Genomic DNA, 18,829 nt, shown 5'->3' with positions numbered 1-18,829 from the left:
CCGGGGGAAGTATGGCGAGAAGGCGACGTGGCGATCCGCCGTCAATTGTGGTGAAGCGGTGGTCAGTTCGTACGGATGACGATGGACGAGCAGACCTTGTCGGCGAACGTCTGGCGCTTGGCGTCCCAGGCGGGCCACAGCCAGCCGAGGTAGCAGGCGAGGCTGTCCAGGAAGTGCGCGAGCCGGCGGACGAAGGCCATGCCGACGCCGAGGGGCTGTCCGTCGCTCTCCCGCACCAGACGGATGCCGAGCGCCTTCTTGCCGAGCGTCTGGCCGGTACGGCCCTCCATGATCAGCAGCCAGATCGCGATGCCGATGATGCCGAGGTAGCCGATGATCACCAGAGCCACCGTCTTGTTGGCCGCACCGACGCCCACGATGATGTACGGCACCACGAACACGAGCATGTCGACCAGGGTGCCGAGGAAGCGCTGGCCCCAGTTCGCGTACGGCGGCTGTGCGCCGTAGCCCGGCTGCTGCGGGTAGCCGTAGGCGGAGGCGGGGACCTGCGGGGCCTGCGGGTAGCCGTAGCCCGGCTGCTGCGGGTAGCCCTGCTGCGGCGGAACGCCCTGCGGTGCCTGCTGCGGGTAGCCGTAGCCGGGCTGCTGCTGGGGCGGCTGCTGGGGGTAGCCGTAACCCGGCTGCTGCGGCTGCTGCTGGGGGTTCTGCGGCTGCTCGTACGGGTTGTTGGGCGAGCCGAAACTCATGGTGATCCTCCGTTGGCCAAGCTGGGGACAATGCGGGACTGCGCGGAGGAACGTCATGTTTGAGCGGTCTGCCCCCCGAACACCAACCGCGATACTGCGCCAGACATGGTTCTAGGCAGGTGTGTTGTTGTCCAGCCTCATTCGGTATGTGTTGTGCAAGTGCAACCTTGCCGATCTTGGGCGGGGCCATGCGGGAACCCGGATTGGAACCGGGGCCGGGTCATCCGCGAGGATGGGGGCATGACCGCCCAGATTCTCGATGGCAAGGCCACCGCAGCCGCGATCAAGTCCGATCTGACCGCCCGCGTGGCGGCGCTGAAGGAGAAGGGCGTCACGCCCGGCCTCGGCACGATCCTCGTCGGGAGCGACCCCGGCAGCCAGAAGTACGTCGCGGGCAAGCACCGGGACTGCGCCGAGGTGGGCATCGCCTCCATCCAGCGTGAACTGCCGGAAACGGCCACGCAGGAGGAGATCGAGGCGGTCGTCCGCGAACTGAACGACGACCCGGCGTGCACCGGTTACATCGTCCAGCTGCCGCTGCCCAAGGGCATCGACGAGAACCGGATCCTGGAGCTCATGGACCCGGACAAGGACGCGGACGGGCTGCACCCGATGAACCTCGGCCGCCTCGTCCTCAACGAGCCGGCGCCGCTGCCCTGCACCCCCAACGGCGTGCTGACCCTGCTCCGTCGCTACGGCGTCGAGATCAAGGGCGCGGAGGTGGTGGTCGTCGGCCGTGGCGTGACGATCGGCCGCCCGATGCCGCTGCTGCTCACCCGGCGCAGCGAGAACGCGACGGTGACCCAGTGCCACACCGGCACCCGTGATCTCTCCTCGCACCTCAAGCGCGCGGACATCATCGTCGCCGCCGCCGGTTCCGCCCACCTGATCCGCCCCGAGGACGTGAAGCCGGGCGCCGCCGTCCTCGACGTCGGCGTCTCCCGCAACGCCGAGGGCAAGATCGTGGGCGACGTCCACCCCGGCGTCGCCGAAGTCGCCGGCTTCATCTCCCCGAACCCCGGCGGCGTCGGCCCGATGACGCGCGCCCAGCTGCTCGTCAACGTGGTCGAGGCGGCGGAGCGCAGTGTCGGCTGAGGCACGGGGCCCCGAGAAGCGGGGAGCGGCAACAGGGGCGACCGCGGCGCGGGGCTCTCAGGAGACGGACGCGGGTTCGGACGGGGCCGGGGCGTCGCGGGAGCCGGGCGTGAGGTCGGGTGGTGCGCGTGGGCCGCGAGCCGCTGGCGTGGGTTCGGGTGGGGCGCCTGTGTCGCAGGCGGCGGGCGCGGAGTCGGGTCGGGTGCGTGGGGCGCAGGTGGAGGGTGCGGGTTCGGACGGGGCCGGGGCGTCGCGGGAGCCGGGCGTGAGGTCGGGTGGTGCGCGTGGGCCGCGAGCCGCCGGCGTGGGTTCGGGTGGGGCGCAGGTGGCGGGCGCTGGTTCGGATGATGGGGCGTCAGGGCGGCGGACGTCGGGTGTGGACGGTGCCGGAGGTCAGGAGCAGTCGGTGGTCGAGGCGTCCGGGGCCGAGGAGCGGGCGGATCGGGGGTCCGGTGGTGGTGCCGATGCCCAGGCGGACGGTTCGCCGGACCCCGAGGCGCAGGCCGAAGTCGTCGTGCGGGATGCGATCAGCGCGCCCGATGTCGATGGACGGCCGCGACGGGCCACCCGCCGGTTTCCGCTGTTCACCAAGGACACCGCGCGGCCCGAGGGCGGCGGCCGGGCCGCTCCGCGGGACGCGCCGGCGCCCGCCCGGCAGTGGCCGGTGCTCGCCGTGCTGGCCGCGGTCGGGCTCGGACTGCTGCTGACCGCCCTCGACCAGTTCCGCGTCGGCACCCTGCTCATCGGTGTCGCCCTGCTCGCCGGTGCCGTGCTGCGCTGGCTGCTGCCGGACGTCGGCATGCTCGCCGTGCGCTCCCGCTTCACCGACATCGCCACCTACGGCGGACTCGGCACCGCGATCGTCCTGCTGGCGATGATGGTGCAGCCGAACCCGTGGCTGGTGATCCCGTTCCTCAAGGACACCCTGCACTTCACGGTCAGCAACAGCTGAACCCGCGCGTACGACGGCGGTCCGTCCCCTCCCCCGATGAGGGACGGCCCGCCGCCACGCCCCAGGGTCCCGCGCCCCGAACAGCCTGTTCAACAGCTGTCAGGCCGCTGTGGCACAGCCGTGACGGTTCCGGCAAGGTGTGCGTGACGTGCCACAGCCGGCCCGGGACAAGGAACCGATCAGGCCTCTGACGTCGTCAATTGCCTGGAAGCAGGTGAGGACGCCGTGGAGGTGGGCGATGAGTGGCTGGCAGGCGCTGCCCGACGATCTGCCCCCGGAGGTACGGCACTTCGTGGAGCAGCTCAGACGGCTCAAGGACCGCACGGGGCTCAGCCTCGTCGCGCTCGGCGCCCGCACCGCGTACAGCAAGTCCTCCTGGCACCGCTATCTCAACGCCACCCAGCCCCCGCCCCGCCAGGCCGTCGCCGCCCTGTGCCGGATCGCCGGCCTCGACGGCACCGACGCCGAACGCTTCGCCGTCCGCTGGGAACTGGCGGTCCAGGCCTGGCCCCGGCCCGTGACACCCGCGCGGCCCGCGGAGGGCGAGGCGGGCGAGGAGGGCGGGACGTACGAGGACGATCCCACGCTGCCGTGGTGGGACGAGCCCGCCAAAGAGCGTGCGCACGGCACGAACCGCCTGCTGCTGTCCGCCGCGCTGCTGCTTGTGCTCCTGCTGATGCTCGGGGTGGCCGGTGCCGTTGCGTCTGGGTGATCAGGGGCTGTCGGGGCGGTCGTTATTTCCGGTGTGTTCCACCTGTGACGATGTATCGACAAGTTTGCGTATTTGATATGGAGCCGTTCGACAGCACGGCTAACGTGTCGAACTTGCGGATGCTCCCGTGCGCCCCCGCCCCGGAAGCTGAGATCCTTGTGGCAGGGGGAAGAGCGGGGAACAGCCAGCACCGACCGGGGGGAAAGAGGGGGGAGCAATGCCTCGTTGGAGGGCCTTGCCCGATGAAATGGATCCGCAGGTCAGGGAGTTCGCGAGCCAGCTGCGGCGGCTCGTGGACCGCAGCGGCCTGAGCATCGCGGCCGTCGCCGACCGCACGGGTTACAGCAAGACGTCCTGGGAGCGGTATCTCAACGGCCGGCTGCTCGCGCCGAAGGGCGCGATCGTCGCCCTGGCCGAGGTCACCGGCGCCAGTCCCATTCACCTGACGACGATGTGGGAGCTCGCCGAACGCGCCTGGAGCCGCTCGGAGATGCGCCACGACATGACCATGGAGGCCATCCGGATCTCCCAGGCGCGGGCCGCGCTCGGCGAGTTCGGGACGCCGCCCGCCAACGCCAAGGGCAGCAAGACGGTGCGCAAGAGCGGCAGCGCGACGGCGACGCCGGGGGTGGCGGGGCCGGCGGGAGTCGCCCCCACGGTGCCGCCGCAGCCGACCGCGGCGGAGGCCGACAGCGGTTCCTCGAGCGGCAACTCCTGGGGTGTGGCCGGGTATCAGGGGCCGTCGCAGGCGTCTGGGCGTACGGCTGCGGCCGCGGCCGCGCCCGCTTCAGCGCCTGCCTCGGCCGACGGGCCGGGGTGGACGCCGGGGACGCCCGGGCCGTACGACCAGCCGCAGGACGCGCGGCCGGGAGACGGTGGTTCCGGTGGCTCTGGTGGTTCCGGTGGTTCCGGTGGGGGGAAGCGGCGGCTGACGATGTTCCTCGCGGGGGTCGTCGGAGTGCTCGTCGTGGTCGCCGCCGTGTTCTTCCTGACCGATCCGGGCGGGGACAAGAAGAACCGGGCCGAGAAGTCTCCGTCGCCGTCCGCCACTGCGTCCGTCTCGCTGCCCGCCGGGGTGAAGTGCAGTGGTGCGGGGTGTACCGGGAAGGACGCCGAGGCCATGAGGTGCAGCGGGGATCTGGTGACGACCGCCAAGACCGCGAGTGTGGGGGCGACCGTGGTCGAGGTGCGGTACAGCGAGACCTGCGGGGCGGCGTGGGGGCGGGTCACTCAGGCCGGGCAGGGGGACAAGGTCGAGGTGTCCGCCGGGAAGGTGTCCGAGCAGAGCGGGAGTATCACCGAGGCGGGGGACACGATCGCGTACACGCCGATGGTGGCTGTGAAGGACGCCGGGGAGGCCAAGGCGTGCGTGACCCTGGCTTCCGGGCAGCAGGGGTGCACCGGCTGAGGTCCCTAGGCAGGTAATTCTTCTCGCAGTGTGCATGGGCTCCCGGATTGGGGGCACGCGAACCGTACCCCCACGGGAGTCCGGCAATCGGTACCCCCATACGGCGGCCGCCTTCGTCCCCCTCTCCCGGACGGGCGGCCGCCTCTTCTGTGCGTGCAGGGGGAGGCTGTGGGCTGGGCCACACGGTCCCGGACGTCCGGGATCCCGGATGCGCGATAGCCTGACCGGTGGATCTCTTGATGCCGAGAGATCGATCAAACGTCCGGGGCAGGGACGCCGCCCCACCGCCAGCTGTCATACGGAGAACGCCATGACCCGCACTCCCGTGAACGTCACCGTCACCGGCGCGGCCGGCCAGATCGGTTACGCCCTGCTCTTCCGCATCGCCTCCGGCCAGCTGCTCGGCGCGGACGTGCCGGTCAAGCTCCGCCTGCTGGAGATCACCCCCGCGCTGAAGGCCGCCGAGGGCACCGCCATGGAGCTCGACGACTGCGCCTTCCCGCTGCTTCAGGGCATCGACATTACGGACGACCCGAACGTCGCCTTCGACGGCACCAACGTCGGTCTGCTCGTCGGCGCCCGCCCCCGCACCAAGGGCATGGAGCGCGGTGACCTCCTGGAGGCCAACGGCGGCATCTTCAAGCCGCAGGGCAAGGCCATCAACGACAACGCCGCGGACGACGTCAAGATCCTGGTCGTCGGCAACCCGGCGAACACCAACGCGCTGATCGCCCAGGCCGCCGCCCCGGACGTACCGGCCGAGCGCTTCACCGCGATGACCCGCCTCGACCACAACCGCGCGCTGACCCAGCTCGCGAAGAAGACGGGTTCGACGGTCGCCGACATCAAGCGCCTGACCATCTGGGGCAACCACTCCGCCACCCAGTACCCGGACATCTTCCACGCCACGGTCGCCGGCAAGAACGCCGCCGAGACCGTGAACGACGAGAAGTGGCTGGCCGAGGAGTTCATCCCGACCGTCGCCAAGCGCGGTGCGGCCATCATCGAGGCCCGCGGTGCCTCCTCCGCCGCCTCCGCCGCCAACGCCGCCATCGACCACGTGTACACCTGGGTCAACGGCACCGCGGACGGCGACTGGACCTCCATGGGCATCCCGTCGGACGGCTCCTACGGCGTCCCGGAGGGCCTGATCTCCTCCTTCCCCGTCACCACCAAGGATGGTGTCTACGAGATCGTCCAGGGCCTGGACGTCAACGAGTTCTCCCGCGCCCGCATCGACGCGTCGGTGAAGGAGCTGGAGGAGGAGCGCGAGGCGGTCCGCGCGCTCGGCCTCATCTAGTTCTCCCGACAGTGCTCTTGACTAGTTCTCTCGACGGCTGAGTCTTCTCGACGACTCTGTCACGAGCCTGCACGGGCCCTGTTCCGGTTCCTTCCGGAGCAGGGCCCGTGGCTGTTTTTCGCCCTACGGTCGAAGTCGTACCCGGTGGGGTTATGCGGGGGGTTCGCGATGAACGGCTGGAACGGCTACAGCTCCGGTTCCGGAGCGGAGCACGAACCGAGTGAGGAGAGAGGCCGGGCGGCCTGGAACTCGGGGGAGACGGGGGTCGCACCGCCCTGGGCCTCCGCCGAGACGCAGACCTCGTTGAGCCCTCCTTGGGCGACGGACCGGACACAGGCTTCACCCGTTCCTCCCTGGACGCCGGTGACTCCGACCCCGGTGGGTCCTCCGCACGCCCCGCACCGGATCCGGCGGGTGTTCGCCGCCCTCGTCGTGGCCGTACTGGTCGGTGTGTGCGTGGGGGCCGGTGTCTGGTTCCTGCTCCGGGGCACGTCCCTCGGTTCCGGTTCCGGTTCTGGGTCCGGTTCCGGAGTCGGAGCGGGCCCGGTCCCGAGTGTCACGGCCACCCCGTCCCCGGCGGCCTCCGCCTCCACGGCCTCCGGGTACCGCCGTATCCAGGACCCCGTCGGCTACTCCCTCGACGTCCCCCGGGGCTGGACCCGCACCGAGAAGGAAGGCCGGTCCGCCCCGGTCGTCGGCTACGCCGCCCCCGCCGACGGCCGACGGCTCCAGGTCTTCCGGCTCGCGGAGGACACCCCGGCCGGCTCCCTGGACCTGGCCGAGAACGACCCCGGCTACGGCTTCGCGCTCCAGCCCGGCTACCAGGTCCTCGACCGTGCCTCCGGCACCACCTGGGCCGAACTCGCCTACCGCTACGACGACCCGGAGCTCGGCGCCCGCCAGGTCGTCGACCACCGCTTCGAGGCCGCGGACGGCACGCTGCACGCGATCCGCGCCACCGGCCCGGCCTCCCTCCCGGCCGCCCTGGTCCGCGATCCGCTCACCAGGGCGCGGGCTTCCTTCTGCCCGGCGGACACGGAGTGCGGCTGACGCCGGGAGCGCCGTGCCCCTTCCGGCAGCGCGGCAAGCAGGGAACCGAGGGCGTCCACCTTGCCGACCGCGACACCGCGGCCCCGTGCCACACCCGACCCCGCCCTGCCCCGGCATGGTCCAGCCCACACAACTCGCCGACACCGGAAGGGGCGTGGCGCCGCGGCGCGTGCGGACGACGGGTCGGGCCGGAGCCGATCAGGACGTGGCCGTCGAGGCCGGGGAGGGTGCCGTCCTCGACGCGTGCGTGGGGCGCGCGGGCCGTCGGTGGTTCGTTCTCGGTGACGATGCCCCGGAGCATCAGCAGGCCGACGAACGGGTTCAGGAGGGAGGGCACGGCGGCTCCTCGGGGCAACTAGGGAATGGGCGACGGAGGTTGGGTCAGTTGTGGGCCGAACGCGATAGTACTCGTTTCCCGCCGAACGCGATAGTGCGTGATTCTTCGGACCGATCGTGGTGTCCTGCGACCACCAGCGCCACGTTCCTGCGCGAGGGGACCGGGGGGTCGTACGGGCCGGACATCCGTCGCTGGAAGGGGAGTTGACCGCCGAGCGGTTCGCCGCGGCCGATCATCTGGTCGTGTCCCGGCGGGGCGGGCTGCCGGTCGGTCTCCAGCTCCTGGTCGCTGACGCTGGCCGCCGTCAGGAGGCGGGTCCTGACAGTCGCTTCTCGAACCAGTGGTCGGCGTAGACGTGATCCACGTACGGCGGGATCTCCGTGTATCCGCAGGCCCGGTACATCCTCTGGGCCTCGGTGAGCGACGCGTGCGTGTCGAGGCGCAGGACAGTGAAGCCGCGCGCGGCGGCCTCCGTCTCCAGGGCCGTGAGGATCCGCCGGGCGAGACCGAGGCGGCGGGCGTCCGGGTGCACCCACACATGGCGGATCTCGCCGACGCCCGGCTCCAGCCGTCGCAGCGCCCCGCAGCCCACCGCGCGGCTCTCCTCGTACGCCACGAAGAACGCGCCAGCCGCCCCGGAGACCTCCTCGGGCCGCACCAGGTCGGTCTTGTCGAAGCCCTCCGGGAAGCGGGCGTCGATGTCGGCGGCGTAGGCGTCGAGACATGCCCGGGCGACGGGGGCGGCCCCGTCGACCCGGTCCACGGTGATGGCGGCCAGGCGCAGCAGCCGCTGGGCGGTGCTCATCGCCTCGGTGAGCCGGGCGCGCTGGGGCCCGGTGAGTCCTTCGAGGAGGCCGGCCGCGAGGGCGTCGGCCCGGCGGTTCTGCTCCTTGAGCTCGACGCGTCCGGCGCGGGTGGGTTCGACCATGCGCAGCCGGCTGTCGTGCGGGTGGACGCTGACCCGGACCAGGCCCTGGGACTGGAGGGTCTTGGCCATCCGGCTGAGGTATCCGGCATCCAGGCGGAGCCGGGTCCTGAGCTCGCGCAGCGACACGCCCTCGCCGATCTCGAACAGCAGACGCGCCTCGCCGAGCGGACGGTCCTGGCCGAGGTAGTGCTCGTCGAGGGCGCCGACACGGCGGGTGAAGTAGCGGTTGAACCGGCGGATCTCCGCCACGTGCTCTGTCGACACCGGGTCCATGATATTTGACTGTAGTCAAAGGATTGTGGTGCCGTCCATCGGTCTGCGATTCCGGTTTCCGGTTCCCACCCGTCCCTCTATGCTGATTGTTTGTCAACAGCCGACTTGAGCAAGGACATTGCACGCATCGGGGGAGTCGCGTGACTACTACATCTGTGCCTCGGCAACCGCAGTCGGCGCCACCGGGGCCGGTCACACCACCGCACGCCAGCGAGGCGACCCGGCTGCTGTGCGCGGGCACCTACCTGGACTCCGGTTACCGGGACCAGGTCATCGAGCAGCTGCACCTGAACGAGCAGCGGATCGTGGCGCCCTCGCTCGGCCACGACGCGGCCCGGGTGCTCGCCCACGCGCTGCGGGCCCGCCGCCAGGAACTGATGTGGGCCGGGCTGATCCTCGGCCTGTGGGTGATCGGGGTGCCCCTGACCGGCGGACTGCTGTTCGTCTTCCTCGGGCCCAGCCTGATGCTCGCGGTCTCCTCCTGGGTCCGCGGCAAGGGCGCCAACCCGCCGCTGTACCGCCGGGTGCCCGCCTTCCTCCTGCGCTGGTGGGGGCGCCTGACCTTCGCGACCCTGCTCGTCGTCGCGCTCGTCGTCGCGTTCGGCGGAGGCGACGACTCCTCGTCCTACGACGGCTCGTCGTCCTTCGGCGACTCGTACGGCTACGGCGACTCGTACGGCTCCTACGGCGACTCGCCGAGCCTGTCCGACCTGCTCTTCCCTGACCTCGACGAGGTCGGTGGGCTCATCGGGCCCGCGCAGGCCTGGCTCGTGGTCGTCGTCTTCGCGCTGATCGCGGTGTGTGTGGCCGCACAGCGCGGCCAGTTCGCCAGGGCGGTGGGCGCCGAACTCTCCCCCGAGCGCTTCCCGGACGCGGCCGGCGACCCGGCCGAGCGGGCCGAGGGACAGCGGTTCCAGCGGCTGAAGGAACGCATCCGGATCGAGCAGCACGCTCCGCTGGTCATGTACCACGAGAAGCGGCCCTTCTGCGGGGCCGGCGCCGCCTACGAGACCTGGGTGCTCGCGGTCGAACTGCGGCCCGACACGACCAAGAAGGAACAGCTGCCGCTGAACAACCGCGCGGTCCTGGAGAAGATCCGCCCGCTGCTTGAACAGCTGCGGCTGCCCTCGGAGTTCGCCGGACACACGGTCCGCGACCGGCTGCGCTGGCTGGAGATCGACGAGTGCGTGTTCCTGCCCGCGGAGGGTCTGCGCCGACGCGAGGAGGCGCCGTACCACCCGCAGGCCTTCGAGGAGCACCGGGCGCGTGCGGTGGAGGAGGGGGCCGAGAAGCGGCGGCACTTCCTGCGGGTGCGGGTCGGCGGCTGGGAGGAGGAGCTGGTCGTCACGGTCTTCGTGCGCGTCCACACCCAGGGCCGCATGCTCATGCTGGAGATCGCCCCGCACGCGCTGATGCCGGTGCGCGAGGACTTCAAGGACGCCGACCGTGCGGCGCACACCTACCGGCACAACAACGTACTCGGGAAGGCCGCCTGGGCGGTGGCCCGGGTGCCGGGCTCCGCGGCCCGCTCCCTGGTCACCCTCGGCAAGGGCGTGGCGTACGCCTGGAAGCTGCTCACCGGCGGCCACGCGGGCGCGCTGCCCGACGGACCGGCGCTGTCGGTGCGCGAGCTGGGCTCCATGCACGTGGGGTCGACCTTCCAGGAGATGGACGCCTACCGCTACCTCAGGAGCGTCCAGGACCGGGTCGCGCACGGCGTGCTGACCGCGCTCGCCGAATCCGGTTACCAGACCGGGGAGTTCGTCCAGAAGATCGTGAACATCAGCAGCGGCGGAGTGAACGTCGAGGGCGGCATCCACGGCAGCGCGTTCGCCATGGGCGCGCAGGCCACGGCGACCTCCCACACAGGTACGGCGGGCGCGGGTTCCGCGTCGCAGAAGGGAAGCGGCAGCAATGGCAACGGGTGAGCCGGGCATCAACATCAGCGGCGGTATCCACGGCAGCGCGTTCGCCGTCGGCAACCAGGCGCACGCCGAGAACCACCACCACGGTACGGCGCCGGCGCGCGACGAGGCCGCCGAGGCGCTCCTGACGGCGGTACGGGAACTCCGCGCCGACCTCACGAGGGTTTGGGCCACCGACGAAACGGCCGCGCTGGACACCGCGTTGGCCGAGACGGAGGAGGAGATCGTGACGACCGGTCAGGCGGGACCGACCCGTCGGGAACGCCTGCGGGGGTTGCTGGACGACTCCCAGGCGCTGGTCAGCCTGATCGCCTCGGCGGGGGCTGTGGCCGGGTTGCTGGGGTTGTGAGGGGGAAGTGCGGGGCCGGTTCGTGAGTGGACGCGTGCCGTGCCGGTCGGTGAGGGGGACGTGGTGAGTGGCGGTGTGCTGGGCGGACGGTTGAGGGGGACGGTATGAGCGGGGGAGCGCGGTACTGGAACGAGGAGACGCAGCGCTGGGAGGACGGGGACGGTGACGGAGGCCGGGCGGTCACCGGTCCGGTCACACCTCCGCCGCCGGCCCGTCCGGGGGCGGTGCCGACGTGGCCGCCGGGGGTGTCGGGCGGTGGGGCGGCCGACGTGTCCGCGGGTGGAGGTGCGGCGGCCAGTGTGCCCTCCGGTGGCGGGGAGACGGTGACCGGGGGTCCGCCTGCGCCGGTGTGGCCGCCGGCTGTGGGGGCGGGCGGGGTGGACACCGGCACTGTCGCGGCTCCCGCGGACGCCGGTGCGACCTCGGACTGGCCGCCCGCTGAGCAGGGTCCGCGCACGCCGTCCCTGGGGTCGGTCTCCAGCCCGGCCTCGACAGGCCGAGTCCCCGCTGTGTCACCGGCGGGCTCATCCCCCACCGCTCCACCGCCCCCACCCCCCGGCTGGCCCGGCACCGGTACCGGTAGCACCTGGCACGGGCCCGGCGTCGCCGGTGCCCCCAGTGGTGGCTGGTCCTCGGTCGAGGAGGTCGGTGGTGGGGCCGTGCCGTCGGCCGAGTGGTCGGGGACCTCCTGGTCGTCCGCCGGACCGACCACTGTGACCGCGCCGCCCACGGGGAGGAACCGTCGGCTCGTCTGGTCGGTGCTCATCGGCGCCGCCGCCGTCGGGGTCGCCACGACCCTGGTGCTGACGCTGGTCGTCGGCGGCGGGGACGAGGACGACAAGGCGGTCGACACCAGCCCCACCCCCACGGGGACCGTCTCGCAGCAGAGCGACCCGTACCCCTCGCCCACTCCCACGCCCACCGAGGAGACCGCGTCCCCGTTCGCCTCCGAGCCCGAACTCCCCGCCGGGTACGAGCTGTACGAGGACCAGGAGGGCTTCCGTATCGGACGCCCCGTGGGGTGGTCCCGCTCCACCGTGGCTTCCCAGTTCGGCATTGACATCGTCAACTACCGCAGCGCGGACGGCGAACGCAGGCTCCAGGTGTACCAGATCGCGGAGGAGTCCCCGGAGGCGTCCTTCGCGCTGTACCTGTCCGACGACACCCCCAAGCCGGACGGTTTCGAGAAGCTGGACCTGCGACCCGTCGAGGAGGGCGGGTTCACCGGTGAGCGCTTGGAGTACGTGGCCGACTCCCTCAAGGGCGAGCCGGACGTGGGCCCCTGGCACGTCTACGACGAGCGTTTCGTCGCCCAGGACGGCTTCATCTACGCGATAGCCGCGTACGGCCTGGAGAAGGACGGCCCCGAGGACGAACTGGAGCTCCTGACCAGCGCGCTGCAGGGCTTCTGCGCCCCCTACGCCTGCGACGCGGCGTCGATCGACTGAAACCGGTCAAACAGGCCCCGGTTCGTGGATTGGTTTGCCCTGATTCGTCCGCATGTTCAGTGAACCAGCACACTTTCGGCCACCGATTGCGCATGCAATCGAGGCACGGGGGCAGGCGGTGACGGTCCCCGTGAGTGACACAGGTGTGACGCAGGGGCACTGAACAGGAACGGAAGGCAACACCGATCATGGCCGGACAGCAGGCGCGGCAGGCGCCGCAGACCATCCACGCGGGCGGCGAATGGCGCGCAGCCGTCTCCGGGGCCACCCGAGAGATCCTCGACCCCGCGGACGGGCAGCCGTTCGCCGTGGTCGCGGAGGGCGACGAGAAGGACACCGACCTGGCGGTCGCCGCCGCCCGCCAGGCCTTCGACGGAGGGCAGGGCGACTGGCCCAGCACTCCGGTCGCCGAGCGTGCCGCACTGCTGCGCCGCACAGCCGATCTTCTTGGGCGCGACCGAGAAGAGCTCGGTCTGCTGGAGAGCCGGGACGCGGGCAAGACCGTCGAGGAGGGCCGGGTCGACATCGACTGTGTCGCCGACGCCTTCCGCTACTTCGCCGACCTGGTCGCCGCCGAGGCCCCGGGCCGGGTCGTGGACGCGGGCTCACCCGACATCCACAGTGTGGTCGTGCACGAGCCCGTAGGGGTCTGTGCGCTGATCACGCCCTGGAACTACCCGCTCCTCCAGGCCAGTTGGAAGATCGCCCCGGCGCTCGCGGCCGGCAACACCTTCGTGGTCAAGCCCAGCGAGATCACCCCGATGACGACGATCGCCCTCATCGAACTGCTGGCCGAGGCCGGCCTGCCGGAGGGTGTCGCGAACATCGTCACCGGACCCGGGCACACCGTCGGCGCCCGGCTCGCCGAGCACCCCGACGTCGACCTCGTCTCCTTCACCGGCGGCCTGGTCAGCGGCACCAAAGTGGCCCAGGCCGCCGCCCCCTCCGTCAAGAAGGTCGCCCTCGAACTCGGCGGCAAGAACCCCAACGTCGTCTTCGCCGACGCCTGCGCCACCCCCGAGGGCTTCGACACCGCCGTCGACCAGGCCCTCAACGCCGCGTTCATCCACAGCGGCCAGGTCTGCTCCGCGGGCGGCCGCCTCATCGTCGAGGAGTCCGTCCGGGACCGCTTCGTCACCGAACTCGCCCGCCGCGCCTCGAAGATCCGCCTCGGCCGCGGCACCGAGGACGGCGTCGAGTGCGGTCCGCTGGTCTCCGAGCAGCAGCGCGCCAAGGTCGAGTCGTACGTCGCCTCCGCGCTGGAGGAGGGCGCCGTACTGCGCTCCGGCGGCCAGCGTCCCAAGCCCGCCCCGGAGCGTCCGGAGAGCGGCTACTTCTACGAGCCGACCCTCCTCGACCGCTGCCACCGCGAGATGCGGGTCGTGCGGGAGGAGGTCTTCGGCCCTGTCCTCACCGTCGAGACCTTCCGCACCGAGGACGAGGCGATCGCCCTCGCCAACGACACCGAGTACGGCCTCGCCGGCGCCGTCTGGACCTCCGACGCGGGCCGCGCCCGCCGGGTCGCGGGGCGGCTGCGCCACGGCACCGTCTGGATCAACGACTTCCACCCCTACCTCCCACAGGCGGAGTGGGGAGGCTTCGGCAAGAGCGGAGTGGGCCGCGAACTCGGCCCCGCCGGCCTCGCCGAGTACCGCGAGAGCAAGCACGTCTACCAGAACCTCGCGCCGGAGCCGGTCCGCTGGTTCGCAGGCTGAGCCCACTCGCCCCCTCTCCACACTCTCCGCGCCTCAAGACTTCCCTGGAGTACCCCCATGTCCGAGTCCAAACAGGAGTACGACTACGTCGTGATCGGCGGTGGCACCGCAGGCTCCGTCATAGCCTCCCGCCTCACCGAGAACCCCGACATCACGGTCGCCGTCATCGAGGGCGGCCCCAGTGACGTCGGCAGAGACGACGTCCTCACCCTGCGCCGCTGGATGGGCCTGCTCGGCGGCGAACTCGACTACGACTACCCCACCACCGAGCAGCCGCGCGGCAACTCCCACATCCGGCACAGCCGCGCCCGTGTCCTCGGCGGCTGCTCCTCCCACAACACCCTGATCGCCTTCAAGCCGCTACCCTCCGACTGGGACGAGTGGGAGCAGGCCGGCGCCAAGGGCTGGGGCGCGGTCCCGATGGAGGCGTACTACGCCCGCCTGAAGAACAACATCGTCCCGGTCGACGAGAAGGACCGGAACGCGATCGCCCGCGACTTCGTCGACGCGGCCCAGAAGGCCCTGGACGTCCCCCGGGTCGAGGGTTTCAACAAGAAGCCGTTCGACGACGGTGTGGGCTTCTTCGACCTGGCCTACCACCCCGAGAACAACAAGCGCTCCTCGGCGTCGGTGGCGTATCTGCACCCCGTGATGGACGAGCGGCCCAACCTCACGATCCTGCTGGAGACCTGGGCGTACAAGCTGGAGTTCGACGGCACGCGCGCGGAAGGCGTGCACGTGCGCTCCAAGGACGGCCAGGAGACCCTGATCAGGGCCCGCCGCGAGGTCCTCCTGTGCGCCGGCGCCGTCGACTCGCCCCGTCTGCTGCTGCACTCCGGCATCGGCCCCCGCAAGGACCTCGAAGCGCTCGGCATCCCGGTCGTGCACGACCTCCAGGGCGTCGGTGAGAACCTCCTCGACCACCCCGAGTCGGTCATCGTCTGGGAGACCAACGGCCCGATCCCCGAGAACTCCGCGATGGACTCCGACGCGGGCCTGTTCGTGCGCCGCGACCCCGAACACCCGGGCCCCGACCTGATGTTCCACTTCTACCAGGTCCCCTTCACGGACAATCCCGAGCGTCTCGGCTACGAACGCCCGGCGTACGGCGTCTCGATGACCCCGAACATCCCGAAGCCGAAGAGCCGCGGCCGCCTGTACCTCACCAGCGCGGACCCCGAGGTCAAGCCCGCCCTCGACTTCCGGTACTTCACCGACGAGGACGACTACGACGGCCGCACCCTCGTCGACGGAATCAGGATCGCCCGCGAGATCGCGCAGACGGAACCGCTCGCCGGCTGGCTGAAGCGGGAGGTGTGCCCCGGGCCCGACGTCACCGGTGACGAGGAGCTCAGCGAGTACGCCCGCAAGGTCGCGCACACCGTGTACCACCCGGCGGGCACCTGCCGTATGGGTGCCGCCGACGACGAACTCGCCGTCGTGGACCCCGAGTTGAGGGTCCGCGGCCTGGACGGCATCCGTATCGCGGACGCGTCCGTGTTCCCGACCATGACCGCCGTGAACCCGATGATCGGGGTGCTCATGGTCGGTGAGAAAGCCGTGGACCTGCTGGGAGGTGGTGCGTGATGAGTACGACCGCGACCATGGAGAAGCCGCCGACGACGGACAGTCCCGTGTTCTCCGTCGACGGGCTGTGGAAGGTCTTCGGTCCCAAGGCGGACCGCGTCCCCGAGGACGCCGAGCTGTCCGCCCTCGACCCCGCCGAACTGCGCGCGCAGACCGGCTGTACGGCCGCCGTGCGTGACGTCAGCTTCGACGTCCGCAAGGGCGAGGTCTTCGTCGTCATGGGCCTGTCCGGCTCCGGCAAGTCCACGCTGGTGCGCTGTCTGACCCGGCTCATCGAGCCGACGGCGGGCACGATCTGCATCGACGGCGAGGACGTCCGCGCGATGGACAAGTCCCGGTTGCGCGAACTGCGCCGGCACCGCGCCGCGATGGTCTTCCAGCACTTCGGCCTCCTCCCGCACCGCACGGTCCTCGACAACGTGGCGTACGGCCTGGAGATCCAGGGCGTCGGCAAGGCCGAGCGCCGGGCGCGGGCCGCCGAGGTCGTCGCCAAGGTCGGCCTGGAGGGCATGGAACAGCGCAAGCCCTCCCAGCTCTCTGGCGGCCAGCAGCAGCGCGTCGGCCTCGCGCGGGCGCTCGCGGTGGACCCGCAGGTCCTCCTCTTCGACGAGCCGTTCAGCGCCCTCGACCCGCTGATCCGGCGGGACATGCAGGAGGAGGTCGTGCGCCTGCACCGCGAGGAGGGCCGCACGATGGTCTTCATCACGCACGACCTGAGCGAGGCGCTCAAGCTCGGCGACCGCATCGCCCTGATGCGCGACGGCAAGGTCGTCCAGCTGGGCACCCCGGAGGAGATCGTCGGATCCCCGGCCGACGGCTATGTCCGCGAGTTCGTCCGGGACGTGCCGCGCGAGCAGGTCATGACGGTCCGCCGGGCCATGAAGCCGGGCGACTGCGCGGGCCCCACCCACCCGGGCGCGCTGGCCCCGAACGCCGTGGTCGCCGACGCGATCAAGGTCGTCGCGGGCAGCGGGAAGCCGGCGTGTGTCGTGGAGAACGGCCGCTGCCTCGGCGTCGTCGACCACGAGCGGCTGCTCGGCGTCGTCGCCGGGACGGAACTCGGCACGAAAGGCCCCGGAACGGAGCTCCACAAGGAGGCCGTCTGATGGCTACCGTCACCGCGTCCACGCCCCGCACCCTGCCCACCGGACTGCTCAGGCACCGGGCGGTCCACAAGCTCCTGCTCATCGCCCTCGCCGCCGCGGTCCTCGTGCCGCTCGCCAACGCCCGCTGGGCCAGCGGCAGTTGGCCGAGCGCCCTGACCGTCGACCTCACCAGCCCGCTCACCAGCGCCAGCGACTGGATCATCGACAACCGCGACAGCCACCCGCTGTTCCTCTACGGCTTCGGCTACGTCAGCAACGCCGTCGTGATCTCCGTACGCGCCGTGTACCTCGTCCTGCTCGCCGCGGGCTGGGCCGGTGTGACCGCGATCGGCGCCCTCGTGGCCTGGCGGGTCGCCGGTGTCAGGCTCGCCCTGGGCACGGCGGCGGCGTTCCTCGCCTGCGGTCTGCTCGGTATGTGGATCCCGACCATGCAGACCCTCGCCCTGATGGTCGTCGCCGTCCTCACCTCGGTCGTGGTCGGCGCCGTGCTGGGGCTCGCCGCCGGGCTGTCCGGCCGTATGGACAGGATCCTGCGCCCGGTGCTGGACACCATGCAGGTCCTGCCCGCGTTCGCCTACCTCCTCCCGGTGGTCCTGGTCTTCGGCATCGGCGTCCCCGCCGCCGTCCTCGCCACGGTCGTCTACGCCGCCCCGCCCATGGCCCGTCTCACCGCGCTCGGCCTGCGCGGGGCCGACAAGGAGGTCCTGGAGGCGGTCGAGTCGCTCGGCACCACCGCGCCGCAGCGGCTGCTGACGGCCCGTATCCCGCTGGCCCGCAAGGAACTCCTCCTCGGCCTCAACCAGACGATCATGATGGCCCTCTCGATGGCCGTCATCGCGTCCGTGATCGGTGCCGGCGGCCTCGGCGACCGCGTCTACCAGGCGCTGGCCTCGGTCGACGTGGGCGCGGCCCTCGCGGCCGGCATCCCGATCGTGCTGCTGGCCGTCGTGCTCGACCGGGTGACGGCCGCGGCGGGCGACGGCACCGAGCACTCCGGGCGCGCGGGGTGGGCGTACGCCCTCGTCGCGGCCGTGGCCGTGGCGGTCGCCGGGCGTCTGCTCGGCCGTCTCGACTGGCCCAACGCCTGGACCGTGAACATCGCCGAGCCCGTCAACCGGGCCGTCGACTGGATGACCGACCACCTCTACTCCGGTGTCCCGGTCGTCGGCGGCACCGCCGACTGGGCCGGCCACTTCACCACCTGGGTCCTCGACCCGGTCCGCGACGGCCTCCAGGCGCTGCCCTGGTGGTCCGTGCTGCTCATCGTCGCCACCCTGGCCTGGCTGATCGGCACCTGGCGCACCGCGCTCACCGCGGTCCTCGCCATGGCCGCGATCGGCGTCCTGGGCGTGTGGAAGCCGTCGCTGGACACGCTGTCGCAGGTCCTCGCGGCCGTCGCCGTCACCCTCGTCCTCGGTTTCGCGACCGCCGTCGCGGCGGCCCGCAGCGACCGCTTCGAACGGATGCTCCGCCCCGTCCTGGACGTCTTCCAGACGATGCCGCAGTTCGTGTACCTGATCCCGGTCGTCGCGCTGTTCGGCGTGGGCCGCGCGCCCGCCGCCGCCGCGGCCGTCGTCTACGCGCTGCCCGCCGTCGTCCGCATCACCACCCAGGGCCTGCGCCAGGTCGACCCGGCCGCGATGGAGTCGTCGCGGTCGCTCGGCGCGAGCAGCTGGCAGCAGCTGCGCCAGGTCCAACTCCCGCTCGCCAGGCCGGCGTTGCTGCTCGCCGTCAACCAGGGCGTGGTCCTCGTCCTCGCCGTCGTCGTCATCGGCGGTCTGGTCGGCGGTGGCGCGCTCGGCTACGACACCGTCTTCGGCCTGGCCCAGGGCGACCTGGCGACCGGCCTGGTCGCCGGCGCGGCCATCGTCTGCCTCGGCCTGATGCTCGACCGGGTCACCCAGCCGACGGAACGCCGTACGAGGAAGGGAGCCTGA

The 18,829-nt window shown here is 71.6% G+C and carries 15 protein-coding genes and 1 pseudogene; 14 read left to right on the top strand and 2 right to left on the bottom strand.

All coding sequences use genetic code 11. From position 1 onward, the window contains the following. Positions 1-62: 62 nt before the first annotated feature. Complete coding sequence (locus AB0D34_RS29140; protein ID WP_362666525.1) at positions 63-707, bottom strand: RDD family protein; 645 nt, start codon at positions 705-707, stop codon at positions 63-65. Positions 708-947: 240 nt separating this feature from the next. Between AB0D34_RS29140 and AB0D34_RS29135 the strand changes: the two genes are divergently transcribed. The 7 genes and pseudogenes from AB0D34_RS29135 to AB0D34_RS29105 form a co-directional block, all read left to right on the top strand. Further along, positions 948-1,802: a bifunctional methylenetetrahydrofolate dehydrogenase/methenyltetrahydrofolate cyclohydrolase gene (locus AB0D34_RS29135; RefSeq protein ID WP_031053189.1), complete on the top strand. Its 855-nt coding sequence runs from the start codon at positions 948-950 to the stop codon at positions 1,800-1,802. Between the two features lie 514 nt (positions 1,803-2,316). Next, positions 2,317-2,754 (top strand): DUF3017 domain-containing protein, encoded by a 438-nt coding sequence (locus AB0D34_RS29130; protein ID WP_362666810.1) that lies wholly within the window; start codon positions 2,317-2,319, stop codon positions 2,752-2,754. 238 nt (positions 2,755-2,992) lie between these two features. Continuing rightward, positions 2,993-3,466, top strand: a complete 474-nt coding sequence (locus AB0D34_RS29125) for a helix-turn-helix transcriptional regulator (RefSeq protein WP_362666522.1) — start codon at positions 2,993-2,995, stop codon at positions 3,464-3,466. A 217-nt stretch (positions 3,467-3,683) separates the two neighbouring features. Beyond that, positions 3,684-4,874 (top strand): DUF2690 domain-containing protein, encoded by a 1,191-nt coding sequence (locus tag AB0D34_RS29120; RefSeq protein WP_362666520.1) that lies wholly within the window; start codon positions 3,684-3,686, stop codon positions 4,872-4,874. Between the two features lie 310 nt (positions 4,875-5,184). Beyond that, the gene (locus AB0D34_RS29115; RefSeq protein ID WP_362666518.1) at positions 5,185-6,174 is read left to right on the top strand and encodes a malate dehydrogenase; all 990 of its coding nucleotides are present in this window, start codon (positions 5,185-5,187) and stop codon (positions 6,172-6,174) included. A 363-nt stretch (positions 6,175-6,537) separates the two neighbouring features. Beyond that, complete coding sequence (locus tag AB0D34_RS29110) at positions 6,538-7,224, top strand: hypothetical protein (RefSeq protein ID WP_362666516.1); 687 nt, start codon at positions 6,538-6,540, stop codon at positions 7,222-7,224. 495 nt (positions 7,225-7,719) lie between these two features. Continuing rightward, positions 7,720-7,824: pseudogene (locus tag AB0D34_RS29105) on the top strand (LysR family transcriptional regulator); the annotation flags it as partial. A 41-nt stretch (positions 7,825-7,865) separates the two neighbouring features. Here the strand turns inward: AB0D34_RS29105 and AB0D34_RS29100 are convergent. After that, positions 7,866-8,762 (bottom strand): bifunctional helix-turn-helix transcriptional regulator/GNAT family N-acetyltransferase, encoded by an 897-nt coding sequence (locus AB0D34_RS29100; protein ID WP_362666514.1) that lies wholly within the window; start codon positions 8,760-8,762, stop codon positions 7,866-7,868. 140 nt (positions 8,763-8,902) lie between these two features. On the opposite strand from AB0D34_RS29100, the gene AB0D34_RS29095 reads away from it, so the two are divergent. The 7 genes from AB0D34_RS29095 to AB0D34_RS29065 all read left to right on the top strand — a co-directional run bounded on the left by AB0D34_RS29095 (position 8,903) and on the right by AB0D34_RS29065 (position 18,829). Continuing rightward, positions 8,903-10,690, top strand: a complete 1,788-nt coding sequence (locus AB0D34_RS29095) for a hypothetical protein (RefSeq protein ID WP_362666512.1) — start codon at positions 8,903-8,905, stop codon at positions 10,688-10,690. Then, the gene (locus AB0D34_RS29090; RefSeq protein ID WP_362666510.1) at positions 10,677-11,036 is read left to right on the top strand and encodes a hypothetical protein; all 360 of its coding nucleotides are present in this window, start codon (positions 10,677-10,679) and stop codon (positions 11,034-11,036) included. Before AB0D34_RS29095 ends, AB0D34_RS29090 begins: the two co-directional genes overlap by 14 nt. 104 nt (positions 11,037-11,140) lie before the next feature. Then, positions 11,141-12,484, top strand: coding sequence for a hypothetical protein (locus AB0D34_RS29085; protein WP_362666508.1), 1,344 nt, complete (start codon positions 11,141-11,143; stop codon positions 12,482-12,484). A gap of 188 nt (positions 12,485-12,672) precedes the next feature. Beyond that, positions 12,673-14,199: an aldehyde dehydrogenase family protein gene (locus AB0D34_RS29080; protein ID WP_362666506.1), complete on the top strand. Its 1,527-nt coding sequence runs from the start codon at positions 12,673-12,675 to the stop codon at positions 14,197-14,199. 57 nt (positions 14,200-14,256) lie between these two features. Next, positions 14,257-15,786: a GMC oxidoreductase gene (locus AB0D34_RS29075; protein WP_362666503.1), complete on the top strand. Its 1,530-nt coding sequence runs from the start codon at positions 14,257-14,259 to the stop codon at positions 15,784-15,786. Next, on the top strand, positions 15,786-16,892 hold the full coding sequence (locus tag AB0D34_RS29070; protein WP_362666500.1) for a glycine betaine/L-proline ABC transporter ATP-binding protein: 1,107 nt from the start codon (positions 15,786-15,788) through the stop codon (positions 16,890-16,892). The genes AB0D34_RS29075 and AB0D34_RS29070 overlap by 1 nt, the downstream gene beginning before the upstream one ends. Further along, complete coding sequence (locus AB0D34_RS29065; RefSeq protein WP_362666498.1) at positions 16,892-18,829, top strand: ABC transporter permease subunit; 1,938 nt, start codon at positions 16,892-16,894, stop codon at positions 18,827-18,829. Before AB0D34_RS29070 ends, AB0D34_RS29065 begins: the two co-directional genes overlap by 1 nt.

The sequence above is a fragment of the Streptomyces sp. NPDC048420 genome (genome assembly GCF_040651535.1).
Classification (GTDB): Bacteria; Actinomycetota; Actinomycetes; order Streptomycetales; family Streptomycetaceae; genus Streptomyces.
This window is presented reverse-complemented; position numbering and strand designations above follow the sequence as displayed.

What these genes read in the sequence shown, in the direction of transcription:
- AB0D34_RS29100 (WP_362666514.1), bottom strand. Translation starts at nt 8,762, where the DNA reads ATGGACCCGGTGTCGACAGAGCACGTGGCGGAGATCCGCCGGTTCAAC.
- AB0D34_RS29090 (WP_362666510.1), top strand. Translation starts at nt 10,677, where the DNA reads ATGGCAACGGGTGAGCCGGGCATCAACATCAGCGGCGGTATCCACGGC.
- AB0D34_RS29080 (WP_362666506.1), top strand. Translation starts at nt 12,673, where the DNA reads ATGGCCGGACAGCAGGCGCGGCAGGCGCCGCAGACCATCCACGCGGGC.
- AB0D34_RS29085 (WP_362666508.1), top strand. Translation starts at nt 11,141, where the DNA reads ATGAGCGGGGGAGCGCGGTACTGGAACGAGGAGACGCAGCGCTGGGAG.
- AB0D34_RS29075 (WP_362666503.1), top strand. Translation starts at nt 14,257, where the DNA reads ATGTCCGAGTCCAAACAGGAGTACGACTACGTCGTGATCGGCGGTGGC.
- AB0D34_RS29120 (WP_362666520.1), top strand. Translation starts at nt 3,684, where the DNA reads ATGCCTCGTTGGAGGGCCTTGCCCGATGAAATGGATCCGCAGGTCAGG.
- AB0D34_RS29135 (WP_031053189.1), top strand. Translation starts at nt 948, where the DNA reads ATGACCGCCCAGATTCTCGATGGCAAGGCCACCGCAGCCGCGATCAAG.
- AB0D34_RS29125 (WP_362666522.1), top strand. Translation starts at nt 2,993, where the DNA reads ATGAGTGGCTGGCAGGCGCTGCCCGACGATCTGCCCCCGGAGGTACGG.
- AB0D34_RS29140 (WP_362666525.1), bottom strand. Translation starts at nt 707, where the DNA reads ATGAGTTTCGGCTCGCCCAACAACCCGTACGAGCAGCCGCAGAACCCC.
- AB0D34_RS29065 (WP_362666498.1), top strand. Translation starts at nt 16,892, where the DNA reads ATGGCTACCGTCACCGCGTCCACGCCCCGCACCCTGCCCACCGGACTG.
- AB0D34_RS29070 (WP_362666500.1), top strand. Translation starts at nt 15,786, where the DNA reads ATGAGTACGACCGCGACCATGGAGAAGCCGCCGACGACGGACAGTCCC.
- AB0D34_RS29115 (WP_362666518.1), top strand. Translation starts at nt 5,185, where the DNA reads ATGACCCGCACTCCCGTGAACGTCACCGTCACCGGCGCGGCCGGCCAG.